This window comes from Arcobacter sp. L (assembly GCF_000284235.1).
Classification (GTDB): Bacteria; Campylobacterota; Campylobacteria; order Campylobacterales; family Arcobacteraceae; genus Aliarcobacter; species Aliarcobacter defluvii.
The window spans coordinates 2849519-2864867 of record NC_017192.1 but is presented as its reverse complement, the minus strand read 5'-3'; the positions used below and the strand labels follow the sequence as shown (position 1 = coordinate 2864867).

At 27.3% G+C, this 15349-nt stretch carries 17 protein-coding genes, 2 tRNA genes and 1 rRNA gene; 9 read left to right on the top strand and 11 right to left on the bottom strand.

Annotation, left to right across the window (positions count from 1 at the left end):
- The first annotated feature begins 78 nt into the window (after positions 1–78).
- On the top strand, positions 79–726 hold the full coding sequence (locus ABLL_RS14170) for a Crp/Fnr family transcriptional regulator (protein WP_014475470.1): 648 nt from the start codon (positions 79–81) through the stop codon (positions 724–726).
- A gap of 14 nt (positions 727–740) precedes the next feature.
- Here ABLL_RS14170 and ABLL_RS14165 read toward each other — a convergent pair whose 3' ends face one another.
- Together ABLL_RS14165 and ABLL_RS14160 are read right to left on the bottom strand one after the other, a co-directional pair.
- Complete coding sequence (locus ABLL_RS14165; protein ID WP_014475469.1) at positions 741–1790, bottom strand: hypothetical protein; 1050 nt, start codon at positions 1788–1790, stop codon at positions 741–743.
- Between the two features lie 117 nt (positions 1791–1907).
- Positions 1908–2303: a hypothetical protein gene (locus ABLL_RS14160; protein WP_014475468.1), complete on the bottom strand. Its 396-nt coding sequence runs from the start codon at positions 2301–2303 to the stop codon at positions 1908–1910.
- Positions 2304–2417: 114 nt separating this feature from the next.
- Between ABLL_RS14160 and ABLL_RS14155 the strand changes: the two genes are divergently transcribed.
- The 4 genes from ABLL_RS14155 (at position 2418) to ABLL_RS14140 (ending at position 5001) form a co-directional block, all read left to right on the top strand.
- Positions 2418–2774: a helix-hairpin-helix domain-containing protein gene (locus ABLL_RS14155; protein ID WP_014475467.1), complete on the top strand. Its 357-nt coding sequence runs from the start codon at positions 2418–2420 to the stop codon at positions 2772–2774.
- Positions 2775–2855: 81 nt separating this feature from the next.
- Positions 2856–3272, top strand: a complete 417-nt coding sequence (locus tag ABLL_RS14150) for a YchJ family metal-binding protein (RefSeq protein ID WP_014475466.1) — start codon at positions 2856–2858, stop codon at positions 3270–3272.
- An 8-nt stretch (positions 3273–3280) separates the two neighbouring features.
- Positions 3281–4021, top strand: coding sequence for a YaaA family protein (locus ABLL_RS14145; RefSeq protein ID WP_014475465.1), 741 nt, complete (start codon positions 3281–3283; stop codon positions 4019–4021).
- A gap of 8 nt (positions 4022–4029) precedes the next feature.
- The gene (locus ABLL_RS14140; protein ID WP_014475464.1) at positions 4030–5001 is read left to right on the top strand and encodes a zinc transporter ZntB; all 972 of its coding nucleotides are present in this window, start codon (positions 4030–4032) and stop codon (positions 4999–5001) included.
- Between the two features lie 4 nt (positions 5002–5005).
- Here the strand turns inward: ABLL_RS14140 and ABLL_RS14965 are convergent, their stop codons facing one another.
- The 7 genes from ABLL_RS14965 to secG are packed head-to-tail and all read right to left on the bottom strand — an operon-like array spanning position 5006 to position 10885.
- Positions 5006–6808, bottom strand: coding sequence for a mechanosensitive ion channel domain-containing protein (locus ABLL_RS14965; RefSeq protein WP_014475463.1), 1803 nt, complete (start codon positions 6806–6808; stop codon positions 5006–5008).
- 28 nt (positions 6809–6836) lie between these two features.
- Entirely contained in the window at positions 6837–7913 is a 1077-nt protein-coding gene (locus tag ABLL_RS14130; RefSeq protein WP_014475462.1) for an MFS transporter, read from the bottom strand.
- A complete protein-coding gene (locus tag ABLL_RS14125; RefSeq protein WP_014475461.1) occupies positions 7913–8392 on the bottom strand; it encodes an RDD family protein in 480 nt (159 codons plus the stop codon). The genes ABLL_RS14130 and ABLL_RS14125 overlap by 1 nt, the downstream gene beginning before the upstream one ends.
- Complete coding sequence (gene pyrE / locus ABLL_RS14120; protein WP_014475460.1) at positions 8392–9000, bottom strand: orotate phosphoribosyltransferase; 609 nt, start codon at positions 8998–9000, stop codon at positions 8392–8394. The genes ABLL_RS14125 and pyrE overlap by 1 nt, the downstream gene beginning before the upstream one ends.
- Positions 9001–9002: 2 nt before the next feature.
- On the bottom strand, positions 9003–9560 hold the full coding sequence (gene frr, locus ABLL_RS14115; RefSeq protein WP_014475459.1) for a ribosome recycling factor: 558 nt from the start codon (positions 9558–9560) through the stop codon (positions 9003–9005).
- A 10-nt stretch (positions 9561–9570) separates the two neighbouring features.
- Positions 9571–10512 (bottom strand): polysaccharide deacetylase family protein, encoded by a 942-nt coding sequence (locus ABLL_RS14110; RefSeq protein ID WP_014475458.1) that lies wholly within the window; start codon positions 10510–10512, stop codon positions 9571–9573.
- 19 nt (positions 10513–10531) lie between these two features.
- On the bottom strand, positions 10532–10885 hold the full coding sequence (gene secG / locus ABLL_RS14105; protein ID WP_014475457.1) for a preprotein translocase subunit SecG: 354 nt from the start codon (positions 10883–10885) through the stop codon (positions 10532–10534).
- Positions 10886–10992: 107 nt separating this feature from the next.
- On the opposite strand from secG, the gene ABLL_RS14100 reads away from it, so the two are divergent.
- Positions 10993–11685, top strand: a complete 693-nt coding sequence (locus ABLL_RS14100) for a methyltransferase (protein WP_014475456.1) — start codon at positions 10993–10995, stop codon at positions 11683–11685.
- Here the strand turns inward: ABLL_RS14100 and ABLL_RS14095 are convergent.
- Together ABLL_RS14095 and ABLL_RS14090 are read right to left on the bottom strand one after the other, a co-directional pair.
- Entirely contained in the window at positions 11637–12038 is a 402-nt protein-coding gene (locus tag ABLL_RS14095; protein ID WP_014475455.1) for a hypothetical protein, read from the bottom strand. The genes ABLL_RS14100 and ABLL_RS14095 overlap by 49 nt on opposite strands.
- A gap of 25 nt (positions 12039–12063) precedes the next feature.
- Positions 12064–12765, bottom strand: a complete 702-nt coding sequence (locus tag ABLL_RS14090; protein WP_014475454.1) for a Bax inhibitor-1/YccA family protein — start codon at positions 12763–12765, stop codon at positions 12064–12066.
- A gap of 543 nt (positions 12766–13308) precedes the next feature.
- Between ABLL_RS14090 and ABLL_RS14085 the strand changes: the two genes are divergently transcribed.
- The 3 genes from ABLL_RS14085 to ABLL_RS14075 all read left to right on the top strand — a co-directional run bounded on the left by ABLL_RS14085 (position 13309) and on the right by ABLL_RS14075 (position 15105).
- Positions 13309–14826 (top strand): 16S ribosomal RNA (locus ABLL_RS14085).
- A 96-nt stretch (positions 14827–14922) separates the two neighbouring features.
- Positions 14923–14999: transfer RNA gene (locus tag ABLL_RS14080), tRNA-Ile, on the top strand.
- A 30-nt stretch (positions 15000–15029) separates the two neighbouring features.
- Positions 15030–15105 (top strand) — tRNA-Ala (locus tag ABLL_RS14075).
- Positions 15106–15349 lie beyond the last annotated feature (244 nt).

Below are 15349 nucleotides of genomic sequence, written 5' to 3'. Positions count from 1 at the left end.
CTTAATTAATTTTCTTTTTTGAAATATTTACATAAAATACAGAATTAAACATTGATGATAATCAAGAAAAGAGTACAAATGATAAATAAAACGTTAGAAGATTTTTCTTTCTTTAATTTTCTAAATGAAACTGACTTATTACGATTAAAAGAGATTTCTATAAAAAAATATTTCAATAAAGATGAAATTTTATTTTATAAAGGAGATGAAGCAAAATATCTTCATCTCCTTTTAAAAGGAATAGCAAAAGTTTATACTTATGATCATAAAGATAATGAAGTAATTATCCATAATTTAATGGGACCATCTTTGATTGCAGAAATTGTAAATTATGAAGAATTGAAATTTCCTGCAAATTGTTCTTTTGAAACTAAAGCAGAAGTATTATTAATTGATTATGATAAATTTAAAAAAGAGTTCTTATTAAAACCTGAAATATCAATGTTTTTTATTAAATCTTTAACAAAAAAAATAAAAGCTCTTGAGAGCTTTATAAACTATAATATTAGTTCAAATAGTTTAGAAAAGATTGCAAAATTTTTATATGATAATGAAGCAATTTTGATAAATCTAAAACAAGTAAAAATCGCTCAAATTTTAAATATAACTCCTGAAACATTCTCAAGAAAACTTGCAAAATTAAAAAAAGATAATATTATTCAAAATGATAAAGGTTACATAAAAATTTTAAACCATGAAAAATTAAAAAATTATATAAATAACTAAAATATAGTAGTTTTTTAAACTACTATATCAATAGAATTTACAACTCCCAATCCTGAACCATCTTCTTTTATAAAAATACCATTACTTTTTTGAACAGCTTGTTTTGATTCAATACTATTTTGATATGAAAATCCACTTTGTACATCACCTAAATAAATAGCTCCAACATTAGCATCTAAAAGAGAAATAAGTGAACTATTTCCAGATTCATCAATACTCCAGATCTTTAATTTATTAAAAATCATATCATTTTCATCTATGAAATTATTATTGTCGCTATCATACATAGCTAGTTCTTTAAATCCATCATTAGTTTTTGGACCAAAAAGTTCACTTCCATTGTCTATATTTCCATTATCGTTTTTATCCAAAGCTAAAAATCCTGCACCATTTTTTAGATATGGAATCATCTCTGTTTCACCATTGTTATCTAAATCAAAGGCAAATCGTAATGAACTAATATTTTCAAAAGGATTGATATCTTCTCCATAATTTATAATCAATGGATCAACAAAATTTTTATCTCCTATTATTATTTGAGAAGAACTTGCTTCATATAATTCTTTTGAAAAAGAGATATTTAGATTCATTTCATAAGTATTATTTGGTGTTTGGAACTTAACAGAAGCAGAAAAATCAACACTTTGTTTTTGATAGTAGTTTTCTTGTGTTTGAAAAACCATAGCTTTGAGTTCTAGGGTTTTTTGGTTATCTTTATATGGATTTAAAGGCATAGTTATATTTTCTTTAAGATTAGAAACAATCTTTTTATTTGGATATAAAGATACTTTTTTTTCATTATTTAAACGTTCAAGAAGTTTTTCAATTATTAACTTTTTTATTCTATCTTCCAAACTCATATTATCTTCATAATTATATGCAACACGTTCATATTGAATAGAAGAAGCATAAGCTTGTTGGAAATTTAAGACAAATGCTTGATTTGTTTGTTTTTCATCTTGAGTTTCTTCCCCATAATGTAATTGTACACTTGTACTTGATGAATGTTTAAAAGCATATTGTGATTGAGAACTAAGCAAAATTTGAGAATTTTTTATAATCATAATAAAACCTTTTTAAACTAATATTAAGAATTGTATAACAAAAATAAAAAATTGTCAATTATATTTATTTTGCCTCGAATAAAGAGATATTTGAATTTGTTCTATTATTTTTCAATTTCATGCATCTTTTTTTAATTCTTTTAATAATATATAAGTATTCTTCTTATTTATTCTATTTAGTTGAACATATATAATTGCAACTATAATTACATTGAAATGTATCATTGCTTCTGTCAAAGGTAAATATATAAATAAAATTCCAGAAATTAAAATAAAAACAGGAGTTAAGAATTTTGCAAAAATTTCAGTTTTTTCACTTTTTTCTTTGTATTCTTTTTCATTTTGAGTTATATAATTTTTATCTTCTTGAGTTAATTTTTTTTCTGTTTTTAACTCATCAAGTTTTTTTATAACATCAATTCTTTTTTTATGTCTTAAATAAGAAACAACTAAAATTACAACAAGAATAATAGAAACAATATTTGAGATAATCTCAGGAGGCATTTGATTCATTTTTCACCTTTTAAATTTTGTTTTTAGATTAGCATAATTATATATAAGAATTTATTTAATAAGAAATTATAATGTTTTAGTATATAATTTAAAAAATTATTTTAAGGAGAAAATATGAAAAAAATTGTTGCATTATTTGCATTATGTGGAAGTTTATTGTTTGGTGCTATAAATTTACAAACAGCAAGTAAAGAAGAACTTATGAGTATCAAAGGAATTGGTGAGAAAAAAGCTGAACAAATAATTGAATATAGAAAAACAAATAAGATAAAATCTCCTGAAGATTTAAAAAATATCAAAGGTTTTGGAGATAGTATAGTTACAAATGTTGAAAAAAATGTAACAGTAAAAGATAAAGCTGAAAAAACATTTGAAGAAACAAAAAAAGAAAAGAAAAAAGAGTTAAAAGAAAGTAAAGAAAAACTTAATAAAAAAGTAGAAGAAAAAGCGATTAAAACTCTTCAAAAATAGAAAGTTAGAGTAGGGAAACCTACTTTAATTTTTTTACTACATTTATGATAGAATCTTTTAAAAATTATATAAAGGTAAATTTTGAAATTCTCTGTCAATGATTTTTGTCCTTGTGGAAGTTTAAAAAAATATAAAAAGTGTTGTAAACTTTTCCATGACAAAATAACTTTTCCAAAAACTGCACTTGAACTTATGAAGTCAAGATTTTCTGCTTTTGCTGTATCTAATAGTGATTATATTATTTTTACAACTCATGAAAATAATCCTGATTTTACAATAGATATAAAATCTTGGAGTAAAGATATTTTAAATTTTTCAAATAATACAGAATTTAAAAAGTTAGAAATCTTAGAGTTTATTGATGATGAAATAGAGAGTTTTGTAACTTTTAAAGCTACACTTATTCAAGGTAAAGAAGATATTTCATTTATCGAAAAAAGCAGATTTTTAAAAGTTGAAGGTATTTGGAAATATGTAGATGGAAATTTTTTAAACTAAGGATAGATATGAAAATACTTTTTTCTCCAAGTGAAACAAAAAATTCTGGTGGAATTACAACAAAATTTGATAATAATTCTTTTATTTTTCCAGAACTTTTTGAAAAAAGAATGCAAATAGTAAACGCTTATAATAGTTTTATAAAAAAAGCAACAAAAGATGAACTAATAAAACTTTTTGGAACAAAAAAAGATGATGTACTTGAACAATATAAAAAAGATATTTTTGAAACACCAACAATGAAAGTAATAGAAAGATATGAAGGTGTTGCATTTGATTATTTGGAATATGGAAAATTAAATAAAGAAGAAAAAAGTTATATTGATGAAAACGTGATAATCTTTTCAAATCTTTTTGGACCTTTAAGTGCTGGAAATAGTGGACTTCCTGATTATAAATTAAAACAAGGTGAAACATTTGATAGCTTAAAAATAGAGAAATTCTATATGGATAATTTTTCAAAAGTTTTAGATGAATATTTAGAAAATGAAGATATTATTGATTTAAGAGCAGGGTTTTACGAAAAATTTTACAAAATAGATAAACCATATACAACAATGAAATTTATAAAAGATGGAAAAGTTGTAAGTCATTGGGCTAAAGCATATCGAGGAATAATTTTAAAACTTCTTGCAAAAAATGAGATAAAAACAATAGACGAACTTATGAATATGCAAATAGAAAATTTAAAAATCCAAGAGATAAAAAAACAGAAATTAAAAACTGAAATAGTTTATTCTATTATTTAAGGTGAAAAATGATTTTTGATAGTCCAATGCAAGCTTTTTTATTAGATAAAGAGGGTGGAGCTTTAGAATTAAGTTATGAAGAATTAAATAATGTTGATTCAACAAATAAAATATTATGGGTACATTTTGATTATTCAAGCAATGAAGCAAAAGAGTGGATAACAGATAAAAGTGGAATAGATTCAGTTGCTATTGATGCACTTCTAACAGAAGAAACAAGACCTAGAACAACAGTTTTAGGTGAAGCTTTGTTGATTGCATTGAGAGGTGTGAATCTAAATCCAAATTCAAAACCTGAAGATATGATTTCTATTAGATTATTTATTTCACCAAATTTAATAATAAGTACAAGAAAAAGAAATTTATTATCTGTTGGTGAAATAATTGATAATCTAAAAAAAGGTTCAGGAGTTAAAAGTTCTTCAGAATTTTTAGTTGAATTAACACTAAGAGTTACTGATAGAATGGATGATGTTATCGATCAAATACAAGAACGAACAGATTTTTTAGAAGAGATTTTGATAGAAAATTTTGACGCAGAATTTAGAAGCGAAATTTTAGCAATAAGACGAGAAACAATAATTTTAAAAAGATATTTGTCTCCTCAAAAAGATGCTTTAATCAAATTATATAATGAAAAAATATCTTGGATAGATGAATATCAAAGAATAGAATTACGAGAGACAAATGACCAACTTATGAGACATATTGAAGAGTTAGATACAATTCGCGATAAAGTAATTTTGATTCAAGAAGAGTTAGCAAACAGTGTAAGTGAGCAGATGAACAGAAAGATGTATGTATTATCTATCATTTCTGCAATTTTTTTACCACTTACATTTTTAACTGGACTTTTAGGTATAAATATAGGTGGAATTCCTGGTGCAAAAGATGATAATGCTTTTTTAATATTCTCTTTTTTATTGATTATCGTTGTTACTATTCAATTTATAATTTTTAAAAAGAAGAAATGGATTTAAAAATCTAATTTCTTCTTAAATGAACATCCATTTGTGGAAAAGGTATTTCTATTTTATGTTCTTGTAAAGTATTATAAATAAATATTAAAAAATCTGACATATTTGATGAACCAACACCATTCTCATCAGGATTTTCACTAATCCAAACAAGTAACTCAAAATCAATCGAACTTGCATTCATCCCTGTCATTCTAACTTTTGCCATTTTTTCAGGGCTACTTCGTATATACATTAATGAACTATTTTGTAAAGATTTTAGAATTATTTTTATAACTTCTTCAATATTCGAGCCATAAGCTACTCCAAAAGGAACATTTAATCTTCTAATATCATCTGAAAATGTAAGATTTATTACATTATTTTGGATAAGTGTTGAGTTTGGAATGATAATATCAATATTATCAAAAGTAGTAATAACACTACTTCTCATATTTATTTGTGTCACTTTTCCTCTTAATCCAGCTTCAATCTCTATAATGTGACCAACTTGAATAGATTTCTCAAATATCAAAATAATTCCAGAAATAAAATTTGAAACTATATTTTGTAAGCCAAATCCAATACCAACTGATAATGCCCCAACTAAAATAGTAAGAGATGATAAATCTATTCCAATTGCATTTAATCCAAAGATAAAAGTAATAGCAACTAAAAAGTAATATCCAAGATTTGCAAGCATTGTTCTTGTTGCAATAGAAGTTGTTTTCAAATAGTGTGTAGTTGCATTTGAAATCTTTCTTTTATAAAATGTTGCAATTGAAAATCCAATTATAAAAATTAACAAGAATTTTGTAATTGCAAAAATAGAAATACCTTCTCCAATAGGAATAACTGGATTATTTATCTCTTGCCATGTATATTTAATCATATCAATAAAACTCTCTTTTGTATCAGCAAAAGTTGTTTTTGTAACTCCTAGATGTTCCCTTGATAAATATTTTAATAACTCAATTAAAGAGCTGTAATCTTCATTACTTGATTGAATAAATTCTTGTAAATTTTTACTAAAATCAAAATATTGTGATTTTTTATTTTTCAAAGATGGTAATAACTCTTCAATCTTTGTATAAATTATATTGTCAATAACTTTTGATTTTTCATTTTTAAGTTGATTAATATCATTTTCTAAAGAATTGATTTTTGATTCATTTTCACTTATTTGTGCTTTATCTAAAGCTAATAATAATCTTTTTTCTTCCTTTAATATTTGATTATAGTTAGTTTCTATTTTTGATAACTTTATTGCTAAATCTTCATTTGTCACAATTTTTAGACTATTTAAACTATCTAATAGTTTCTTCTTAAAATTCTTTTGATATTTTATATAGTCTTCTATAATAGTTTTATTTTGTTTATTTTTTAAAATATAAAAGGCATATAAAAGTTGAGAATTTATAGTGGGATAAGCATCTTTTTCTGTTAATTTACTGATTTGTTCTTCTAAAATTTCAATTTTCTTAGATGTCTCTTCATATTCATCTTTTTTATTTGTAAAATCTGATTCAATTTTCAAATAATCTTTGATTTTTTTTATATAATCATCTAAATTTTCGATTTGAACCACATCTTTTAATGTAAATTGATTATCTTGTTTTATAAAATTTGAGAGTTTTTTTAGGAGTAGATTTTGATAATCAAGTTGCTCTTTTTCTTCTTGTGAAGCAGTTGTTTTTAGAGAATCAATTTTTTTTATTTGATCTTGATATAACTTATCTAAATTTTCATTAGTTCCTTCATACCAACTTTTATCTATTGCAATTGCAAAAATATTTGAAATTAAAAATAAAATCAAAAATACTATTCTCATTATAATCCTTTTAAAAAATGGAATTTTACTATTTTTTTATGAAATATAGTGAAATAAAAGATAAAAGAGCAAATAATGCACTAAATAAAAATAAAAATTCTCCATAAACTGCACCTGCAACAAATGCACCAATAAATCCACCTAAGCCATATGCAACACCATACATAAACTGTTGAGCTAATTTTTTATTTTCATAAAGTGTATATAAGAAAATTATTACCGTACTATGATAAAGCCCAAATGAAAAGGCATGAAGTGATTGAGTTAAAAATGTAATTGTTAATGAATCAGGATATAAATATAATAAAAACCATCTAACTATAGTTATTCCAACACAAATTTTTATAAGATTTAAAAGATTGTTTTTTAGTAGAGGTGCTTGGAAATATAACATTAGAATTTCACAAATTACTCCAAAAGACCATAAATATGAAGTCATTTCTAATGAGATATTGTGTTCCGTTTCATAAATAGTAAAGAAGTTATAAAATCCTCCAAAACTCATTTGCATGAAAAATAGACTAATCCAAAGTGGCCAATATTTTAAAAAAGAAAAAGGTTCTTTATTTTCACTTTCAACTTTTTGTACATCATATTTTAAAAGTAAAAGGGCAAATATAACAGTTAAAATATTTAAAACTAAATAGTAATGAATAGCAATAAATGGTTGAGTTAAAAATTTTGCTAAAACTAAAGAAATTATCATAAATCCAATAGAACCATAAAGTCTTGATTTTCCATACTTCTCTTTTCCTAATGTAGAAATTGCAGTAACTTCAAGGTAAGGTAAAATCAAAGATAAACAAGCTGCCAAAATAGCATTATTTATCATAAAAAGAAAAAAGTTCTCAATAGTTAAATAAAAACATGCAGATGAAAATACTGAAATATAAAGTGCAGATTTAAACATCTTTTGGTCAAGTTTAATATGTTTTAAAAATAAAAAAGGTGTAATAAATCTCATTAAAGGTGCAAGGGCAAAAATAATACCTATATCAAAAGTACTATATCCAATATCATGAAGTACCTTTGGTAAAAATATTATATAAACACCAACAGCAGCAAAATAAAAAAAATAAAATGCTGAAAGATTAAAAAAAAGCATTATTTTTCGTTAATTATAGTAGTGTTAGAAATTATATCTTGAAAAGTTTTTTTATCTTTGTTGAAATAAGGAACAAAAAGTAAGAAGAAAGAGATAATTGCAAATAGAGTTGCAAAATATCTAATAAAAACTTGAAAAAATGAAACTCTTTGTTTTGTTAAAGAATTAACTATTTTCATTCCATAAGCTTTCATTCCAGGTGTTTGAGATTTTACATACCAAAAAAATACAATTATAAATGCACTAACACCTAAAATCAGACTCCAACCTAAAACTCTATTTTCAGCAAAGGCAGTACCTCCACCTAAAATTAGATACATAACAATGTATGTGATTGGAGTTGTAATCAAAAAAGCATCTGTTAAAAATGCTTTAAATCTAGAAGGAAGAGATGTTAAATCACTTTTTAATGATTTAGTTTTAAGTTCGTTTGTTTTATTTTGAACTTTATTATGTTTTACATCTCTCCATTTAGACATTAGTTTCCTCTGCTTCCTGGTTTGTAAGCAACACTTCCTTCTTTACACATAGGACACTCTTCAGGAGAATACATTTCAAATGCAAAATCTTCTAAAGCAAAAAGTGGTTTATCTAAAGGTAATTTACAGTTGTCTTTTCTTTCAATAGAACTTCCAACTCTTTCACAGAAACCTCTATTTGCTAAAGCAGCATAAGCAACTACAATTCCGCCAGCTTTTTCGATTTCACGTGCAGCTTCAAGTGCACTTCCACCAGTTGTGATAATATCTTCACAAACGATATAAGTTTCACCTTCTTTTACTTCAAAACCTCTTCTAATAGTCATTTCACCATCAGCTCGTTCAGCAAAAATAAATCTTACATCAAGTGCAGTTGCAAGTGCAAATCCAGCTATTAATCCACCAAGTGCAGGAGAACAAACACCATCAATTTTTAATCCAGATTTTTTTATTTGCTCTGCAAGTGCATCAGCTAATAACTTAGCAGTTTTAGGATCTTCTAAAACTTTTGCAGATTGTAAATAAAATTTTGAATGATTTCCACTACTTAATTTAAAATGACCTTCAAGTAGGGCAGAAGCGTCTTTATATATTTGTTCTACGTTCATAATTATACTTTTAAAATTTCAGCTTCTTTAGCTTTGAATGTATCATCAGCTTTTAAAACATAAGAATCAGTGATTTTTTGAATTTCGTCTTGAGCTTTTTTACTTTCATCTTCAGTAATAGCTTTATCTTTTAACAGATTTTTGATTTTTGTATTAGAGTTTTGTCTGATATTTCTAATTGCAACTTTTGCATGATCAGTCATACCTTTAGCTTGTTTAGCTGTTTCTTGTCTTTGTTCAACAGTCATTGGTGGGAAAAATAGTTTAATAATTACACCATCATTATTTGGATTAACACCAATATTTGCAGTTTGAATAGCTTTTTCAATTGGTCCTAAAAGATTTTTTTCCCATGGGCTAATAGTAATAGTTGTAGCATCTGGTGCTAAAACAGAACCAACTTGACTTAAATCAGTAGGTGTTCCATAATAATCAACTTTAATACCATCTAAAATATTTGTGCTAACTTTTCCCGTTCTTAAAGATTTGTAATCTCTTTTTAATGCATCGATAGCTTTGTCCATATGTTCTTTAGTTTGAGCATATACTTCTTCTAACATTTATTCTCCTTTATTTGATTAGTAATTTATTTGAAATAGTGTAATAGTCAGTACTTATAGCTATTCTATTTCTATTTAGATTTAGTTTTTTATCTAATTTGATATCTATTATACCATTTTTAACTTTGATATCTTGCCATCCATAAGTTGATATAAACAATTTTGCATCTTTTATATCTTTATTTACTTCAACTTTTACATGTTTTAGTATTCCATCTTTTGGATAAACTTGAGGTTCTATCCAGTTTGCTTCAAGAGTTTTATATTTTATCTTCTCTTCTAAATTTATTTTTCCAACAAGTGCTATTCTATTTAAATCGAATAAATCACTTTTTTCATTTACTGAACCATTCTTTTGATTCATAATATATTCAAAACCAAAATTTTTTATCTCATTTTTTACTCTATCATCATATTCACCATAAGGATAAGAGTATGCTTTTGGTTTAAATCCTAAATTCTTTTCAAATATTTCTAATGCTAAATTAGTATCTTTAGTAATTTCTTCATTAGTTAATTTTACAAGTTGCTTATGTGAATATGAGTGAAGTTCAATCTCTCCATATTTTGAAGCCTCTTTTATTTCATCCCAAGTCATAAAATCAGGATATTTATTTTGAGTTGCTTCAACATAAACAAAAAGAGTAAATGGATAGTTATATTTTTTAAATAATTCTAAACCATTTTGATAAAAACTTTTATAGGCATCATCAATTGTAAATGCAATCCAATTATCTGGTATTTTTTCTCTATTTTTTAGTTTCTCAACAATTTTTGAAACAGTTACAACTTTATAATTATTAGTTTTGAAATATTCAAACTCTTTTTTTAATTCTTGTAAAGAAGTATTTGTACTTTCATGTTTTGAATCACCAAATCGATGGTAAACAAAAACATGAGCATTTGCATTTAAATAAAGATAAGATAAACAAAGAAGTAAGAAATACTTCATATCTCTTTATTCTTTGTAATTATTTATTTTCAGGAGCTGTTGGAACAGGTGTCGCTGTTGGAGCAGCAGGAGCTGAATCAGTTTGAGTTGTTGGTGTTGTTGGGATTAAAGAATCAGTTTTTATTGTGTCAACAGCACTTTGATTTCTTTGTTGATTATATAAATATCCTAATGCAACAGTATTTATAACAAAAACTAATCCTAAAGCCATTGTAGCTTTTGTTAAGAAATTTGCTGGACCTTTAGCACCAAATAATGAATCATTACTTCCACTATATGCTCCAAGACCAATGCTTGAGCTTTTTTGAAGTAAAATGATTATAGTTAATAAGATTGCTAAAACAAACTGAACGATTAAAAGTGTAGATGTCATTATCTATTTCCTTTTTAAAAAATGGTAATCATTTTATCTAATACTTATTAAAATTAAGTTAAAATGAATTTTAAAACATGATTTCAGTCATTTTATAAAGAGTAAAATTGTCAGTAAAAAATCAATTCTCAAAATACGCAAACGAGTATAAAAATCATAATATCATTCAACAAATTGTTGCAAAGTCTCTTGTTCGTGAATTAAAATTTCAACCAAAAAGAATTTTAGAATTAGGTTGTGGTTCAGGTCAGGTTTTTAATCACATTTCATGGGAAGTTGAATTTTATAAAGCAATTGATGCTTCATCTTCAATGTGTGAATTACATCCAAAAGCACATAATATAGAAGTTAAATGTCTAAATTTTGATACTGATGAGTTTATCAATGAAATTAAAAATGACAGTTATGATATTGTGTTGTCATCTTCAGCTCTTCAATGGTCAAATAATTTATCAAGAATAATAGAACAGCTTTCATCTATAACTAAAGAGATTAATGCAGTTTTATTTACATCAAATACATTTAAAACAATTCAGAAAATTACAAATACTAAATCACCTATATTAGATGAAGATTCTATAAAAAATGCTTTTTCAAAATTTTTTAATTGTGAATTTGAAACTATATTATATAAATTAGAATTTGATAATAAAAAAGATTTATTTGATTATATAAAAAAATCAGGTGTAAGTGGAGAGAAATCTCTTTCTTATAGTGATTCAAAAAAACTATATAAAGAGTATCCTTATAATTATTTAGAATTTGAAGTGATTTTTGTTAAAACAATTTCTAAATTATAAAGTTCATATCTTATATATTTGAAATTTTCACTATCTTTTATTGAAGTTAATTTTGTAAATTCTTCTAAAACTCTAGCACTTTCTTGAGCTCTTTTAAAATTTGCAATTAATATTGAATATAAATCAGTTCGATTTTGTTCACTTTTTATTGAACTTCTTAAAACATCATTTTTTACATCTCTTGTTTCAAGTAATTCTATATAGTTATCTAATCTTGCTAAATGTCTAAGAGATTTTAATTTTAAAGCAGTTTCTTTATCATTGTACATATATCTAAAGATATCTTCAACTACTCGAATACCTTCTCGTAATCTATTTAAATTAGCATCAATAAGTCTTAAAGCGTTTGTCATAAAAAATGGAGTAAGACAAAAAGTCTTACTCTCTGTCTCCACTATTCATAATTCCAAGAATTTGTAATAATGAAATAAATAGATTAAAGAAATCTAAATATAAAGATAATGCTGCTTCAATAGGTGAATCATAATTACCTTTGATAATGTTTTGTGTATCATATAATATGAATGCTGAGAATAATAATGCTCCCACACTAGCTATTGCTAATTGCATCATTGAAGATTGAATGAAGATATTTGAGATACCAGCAACAATCATAATGATTAAAGCAATAAATAAAAATTTCCCCATAGCAGAAAAATCTCTTTTAGTTGTCATTGCGAACATTGAAATTCCACCAAATGCAACAGAAGTCATTAAAAATGCTTGACCAACAATAGATGCACCACTAGGCATTGCAAAAATTGAAGCTAATAATGGAGCAATTGTTAATCCTGTAATAAATGTAAATGCAAATAATACAGCTAAATTAACGCCTGGAGTATGTTTTACTCTTGGAATAACAAAAAATATTAATCCAAGTTCAATTGCAAATAGAACCCATTTCATTGGTCCCATTAATATAGAAACAATTCCTAATCCAATATATGCACCAGCAGTTGCAGCTAATAATGAACCAGCAAATAATTGATAAGTTGCTTTTAAAAAGCTCATTAATTGAACTTGAGATGATTCTTGTGCATATTGAGATGATTGATTTGATAGATAATCTCTATTATACATTTTTCTTTCCTTTTTTATAATTTACTAATAATATAACATAAGTTTGAAATATTATAGTTATATTTAAGCATATATATTAAACAAGAAAAGTAAATAGATGATTAATAAATAACATAAAATAATGAAAATCCAAGAAAAAGCGATAAAAAGATAGTAAAAAGAAGTAAAAGTGATAAAAAGAGGATAAATTTAAAAATTTAAGCTACATTTCAGCGTTAAGGTATTGACAAGCTAATAAAAATCTATTATAATTCCCGTCCAATTTGACTGGAACGCTTCAAACGAAAAGTGAGAAGAGAGACGCTTCAATCGAGAGGGAATGATCTTTAAAAATAATTATAAACGTTTGTAAAGTAATCTTTATAAACCGAATATGAGACTCTTATAAAAATCTATGTTTGTTTAGATTAAAAATAAGAATAAATGTTAAATAAAAATATAAAAACAAGAGAATTTGGTAAAACAAATACTTGTCTATAAAATTTGAGTGATAATTTTGTAATTGAAGAGTTATAAAATTTGTCAGTTTCAAAAGCTCTATAATTTATGGAGAGTTTGATCCTGGCTCAGAGTGAACGCTGGCGGCGTGCTTAACACATGCAAGTCGAACGAGAACGGATTATAGCTTGCTATAATTGTCAGCTAAGTGGCGCACGGGTGAGTAATGTATAGATAACCTGCCCTCTAGAAAGGAATAACAGATGGAAACGTCTGCTAATGCCCTATATGCCTTTAATACATAAGTATGCAAGGGAAACGCTTTAGTGCTAGAGGATGGGTCTGTATGGTATCAGCTTGTTGGTGAGGTAATGGCTCACCAAGGCAATGACGCCTAACTGGTTTGAGAGGATGATCAGTCACACTGGAACTGAGACACGGTCCAGACTCCTACGGGAGGCAGCAGTGGGGAATATTGCACAATGGACGAAAGTCTGATGCAGCAACGCCGCGTGGAGGATGACACATTTCGGTGCGTAAACTCCTTTTATATAGGAAGATAATGACGGTACTATATGAATAAGCACCGGCTAACTCCGTGCCAGCAGCCGCGGTAATACGGAGGGTGCAAGCGTTACTCGGAATCACTGGGCGTAAAGAGCGTGTAGGCGGGTATATAAGTCAGAAGTGAAATCCAATAGCTTAACTATTGAACTGCTTTTGAAACTGTATACCTAGAATGTGGGAGAGGTAGATGGAATTTCTGGTGTAGGGGTAAAATCCGTAGAGATCAGAAGGAATACCGATTGCGAAGGCGATCTACTGGAACATTATTGACGCTGAGACGCGAAAGCGTGGGGAGCAAACAGGATTAGATACCCTGGTAGTCCACGCCCTAAACGATGTACACTAGTTGTTGTGAGGCTCGACCTTGCAGTAATGCAGTTAACACATTAAGTGTACCGCCTGGGGAGTACGGTCGCAAGATTAAAACTCAAAGGAATAGACGGGGACCCGCACAAGCGGTGGAGCATGTGGTTTAATTCGACGATACACGAAGAACCTTACCTGGACTTGACATAGTAAGAACTTTCTAGAGATAGATTGGTGTCTGCTTGCAGAAACTTATATACAGGTGCTGCACGGCTGTCGTCAGCTCGTGTCGTGAGATGTTGGGTTAAGTCCCGCAACGAGCGCAACCCTCGTCATTAGTTGCTAACAGTTCGGCTGAGAACTCTAATGAGACTGCCTACGCAAGTAGGAGGAAGGTGAGGACGACGTCAAGTCATCATGGCCCTTACGTCCAGGGCTACACACGTGCTACAATGGGGTATACAAAGAGCAGCAATACAGTGATGTGGAGCAAATCTCAAAAATATCTCCCAGTTCGGATTGTAGTCTGCAACTCGACTACATGAAGTTGGAATCGCTAGTAATCGTAGATCAGCTATGCTACGGTGAATACGTTCCCGGGTCTTGTACTCACCGCCCGTCACACCATGGGAGTTGAACTCATTCGAAGCGGGGATGCTAAAGTAGCTACCTTCCACAGTGGATTCAGCGACTGGGGTGAAGTCGTAACAAGGTAACCGTAGGAGAACCTGCGGTTGGATCACCTCCTTTCAGAGAATTAAGTTAAGATTCGATTCTTAACTTAAAACTAAAAAGAAAGAGTTTTTATATTCGGTTTATAAAGATTATTTAAATAGGTAGTAAAAGGGGCCTATAGCTCAGCTGGCTAGAGCGCTCGACTGATAATCGTGAGGTCTCAGGTTCAAGTCCTGATAGGCCCACCATTAAATAATCTAGAAAGATTAATTTAGGTTGGGGAATTAGCTCAGCTGGGAGAGCGCCTGCTTTGCACGCAGGAGGTCAGCGGTTCGATCCCGCTATTCTCCACCACCTATTAAGAGTAAATGCGTAATAATTAATTTATAGAGTGATAAAGAAGTTAAATATAAGTTCAAAGGATATTGAATTTATATTTGATTTTCGAATCAAAATGATATTTAAAAATATAATGTTAAAGTCTTTAATTTTTTCGTAAGAATTAGATAACAGAAATGTTAAATAATTTAAAACAAAAAAAATTTCATATCTAAGAAATTAGATAGAACACAACATTATTTTATTGGATATATTTTAA

Bases quoted from the DNA above. Each gene is read 5' to 3' on its own strand.
- ABLL_RS14165 (WP_014475469.1), bottom strand. From the start codon at position 1,790: ATGATTATAAAAAATTCTCAAATTTTGCTTAGTTCTCAATCACAATAT.
- secG (WP_014475457.1), bottom strand. From the start codon at position 10,885: ATGACATCTACACTTTTAATCGTTCAGTTTGTTTTAGCAATCTTATTA.
- ABLL_RS14140 (WP_014475464.1), top strand. From the start codon at position 4,030: ATGATTTTTGATAGTCCAATGCAAGCTTTTTTATTAGATAAAGAGGGT.
- ABLL_RS14160 (WP_014475468.1), bottom strand. From the start codon at position 2,303: ATGAATCAAATGCCTCCTGAGATTATCTCAAATATTGTTTCTATTATT.
- ABLL_RS14965 (WP_014475463.1), bottom strand. From the start codon at position 6,808: ATGAGAATAGTATTTTTGATTTTATTTTTAATTTCAAATATTTTTGCA.
- ABLL_RS14130 (WP_014475462.1), bottom strand. From the start codon at position 7,913: ATGCTTTTTTTTAATCTTTCAGCATTTTATTTTTTTTATTTTGCTGCT.
- pyrE (WP_014475460.1), bottom strand. From the start codon at position 9,000: ATGAACGTAGAACAAATATATAAAGACGCTTCTGCCCTACTTGAAGGT.
- ABLL_RS14170 (WP_014475470.1), top strand. From the start codon at position 79: ATGATAAATAAAACGTTAGAAGATTTTTCTTTCTTTAATTTTCTAAAT.
- ABLL_RS14145 (WP_014475465.1), top strand. From the start codon at position 3,281: ATGAAAATACTTTTTTCTCCAAGTGAAACAAAAAATTCTGGTGGAATT.
- ABLL_RS14110 (WP_014475458.1), bottom strand. From the start codon at position 10,512: ATGAAGTATTTCTTACTTCTTTGTTTATCTTATCTTTATTTAAATGCA.
- ABLL_RS14090 (WP_014475454.1), bottom strand. From the start codon at position 12,765: ATGTATAATAGAGATTATCTATCAAATCAATCATCTCAATATGCACAA.
- frr (WP_014475459.1), bottom strand. From the start codon at position 9,560: ATGTTAGAAGAAGTATATGCTCAAACTAAAGAACATATGGACAAAGCT.
- ABLL_RS14155 (WP_014475467.1), top strand. From the start codon at position 2,418: ATGAAAAAAATTGTTGCATTATTTGCATTATGTGGAAGTTTATTGTTT.
- ABLL_RS14095 (WP_014475455.1), bottom strand. From the start codon at position 12,038: ATGACAAACGCTTTAAGACTTATTGATGCTAATTTAAATAGATTACGA.
- ABLL_RS14125 (WP_014475461.1), bottom strand. From the start codon at position 8,392: ATGTCTAAATGGAGAGATGTAAAACATAATAAAGTTCAAAATAAAACA.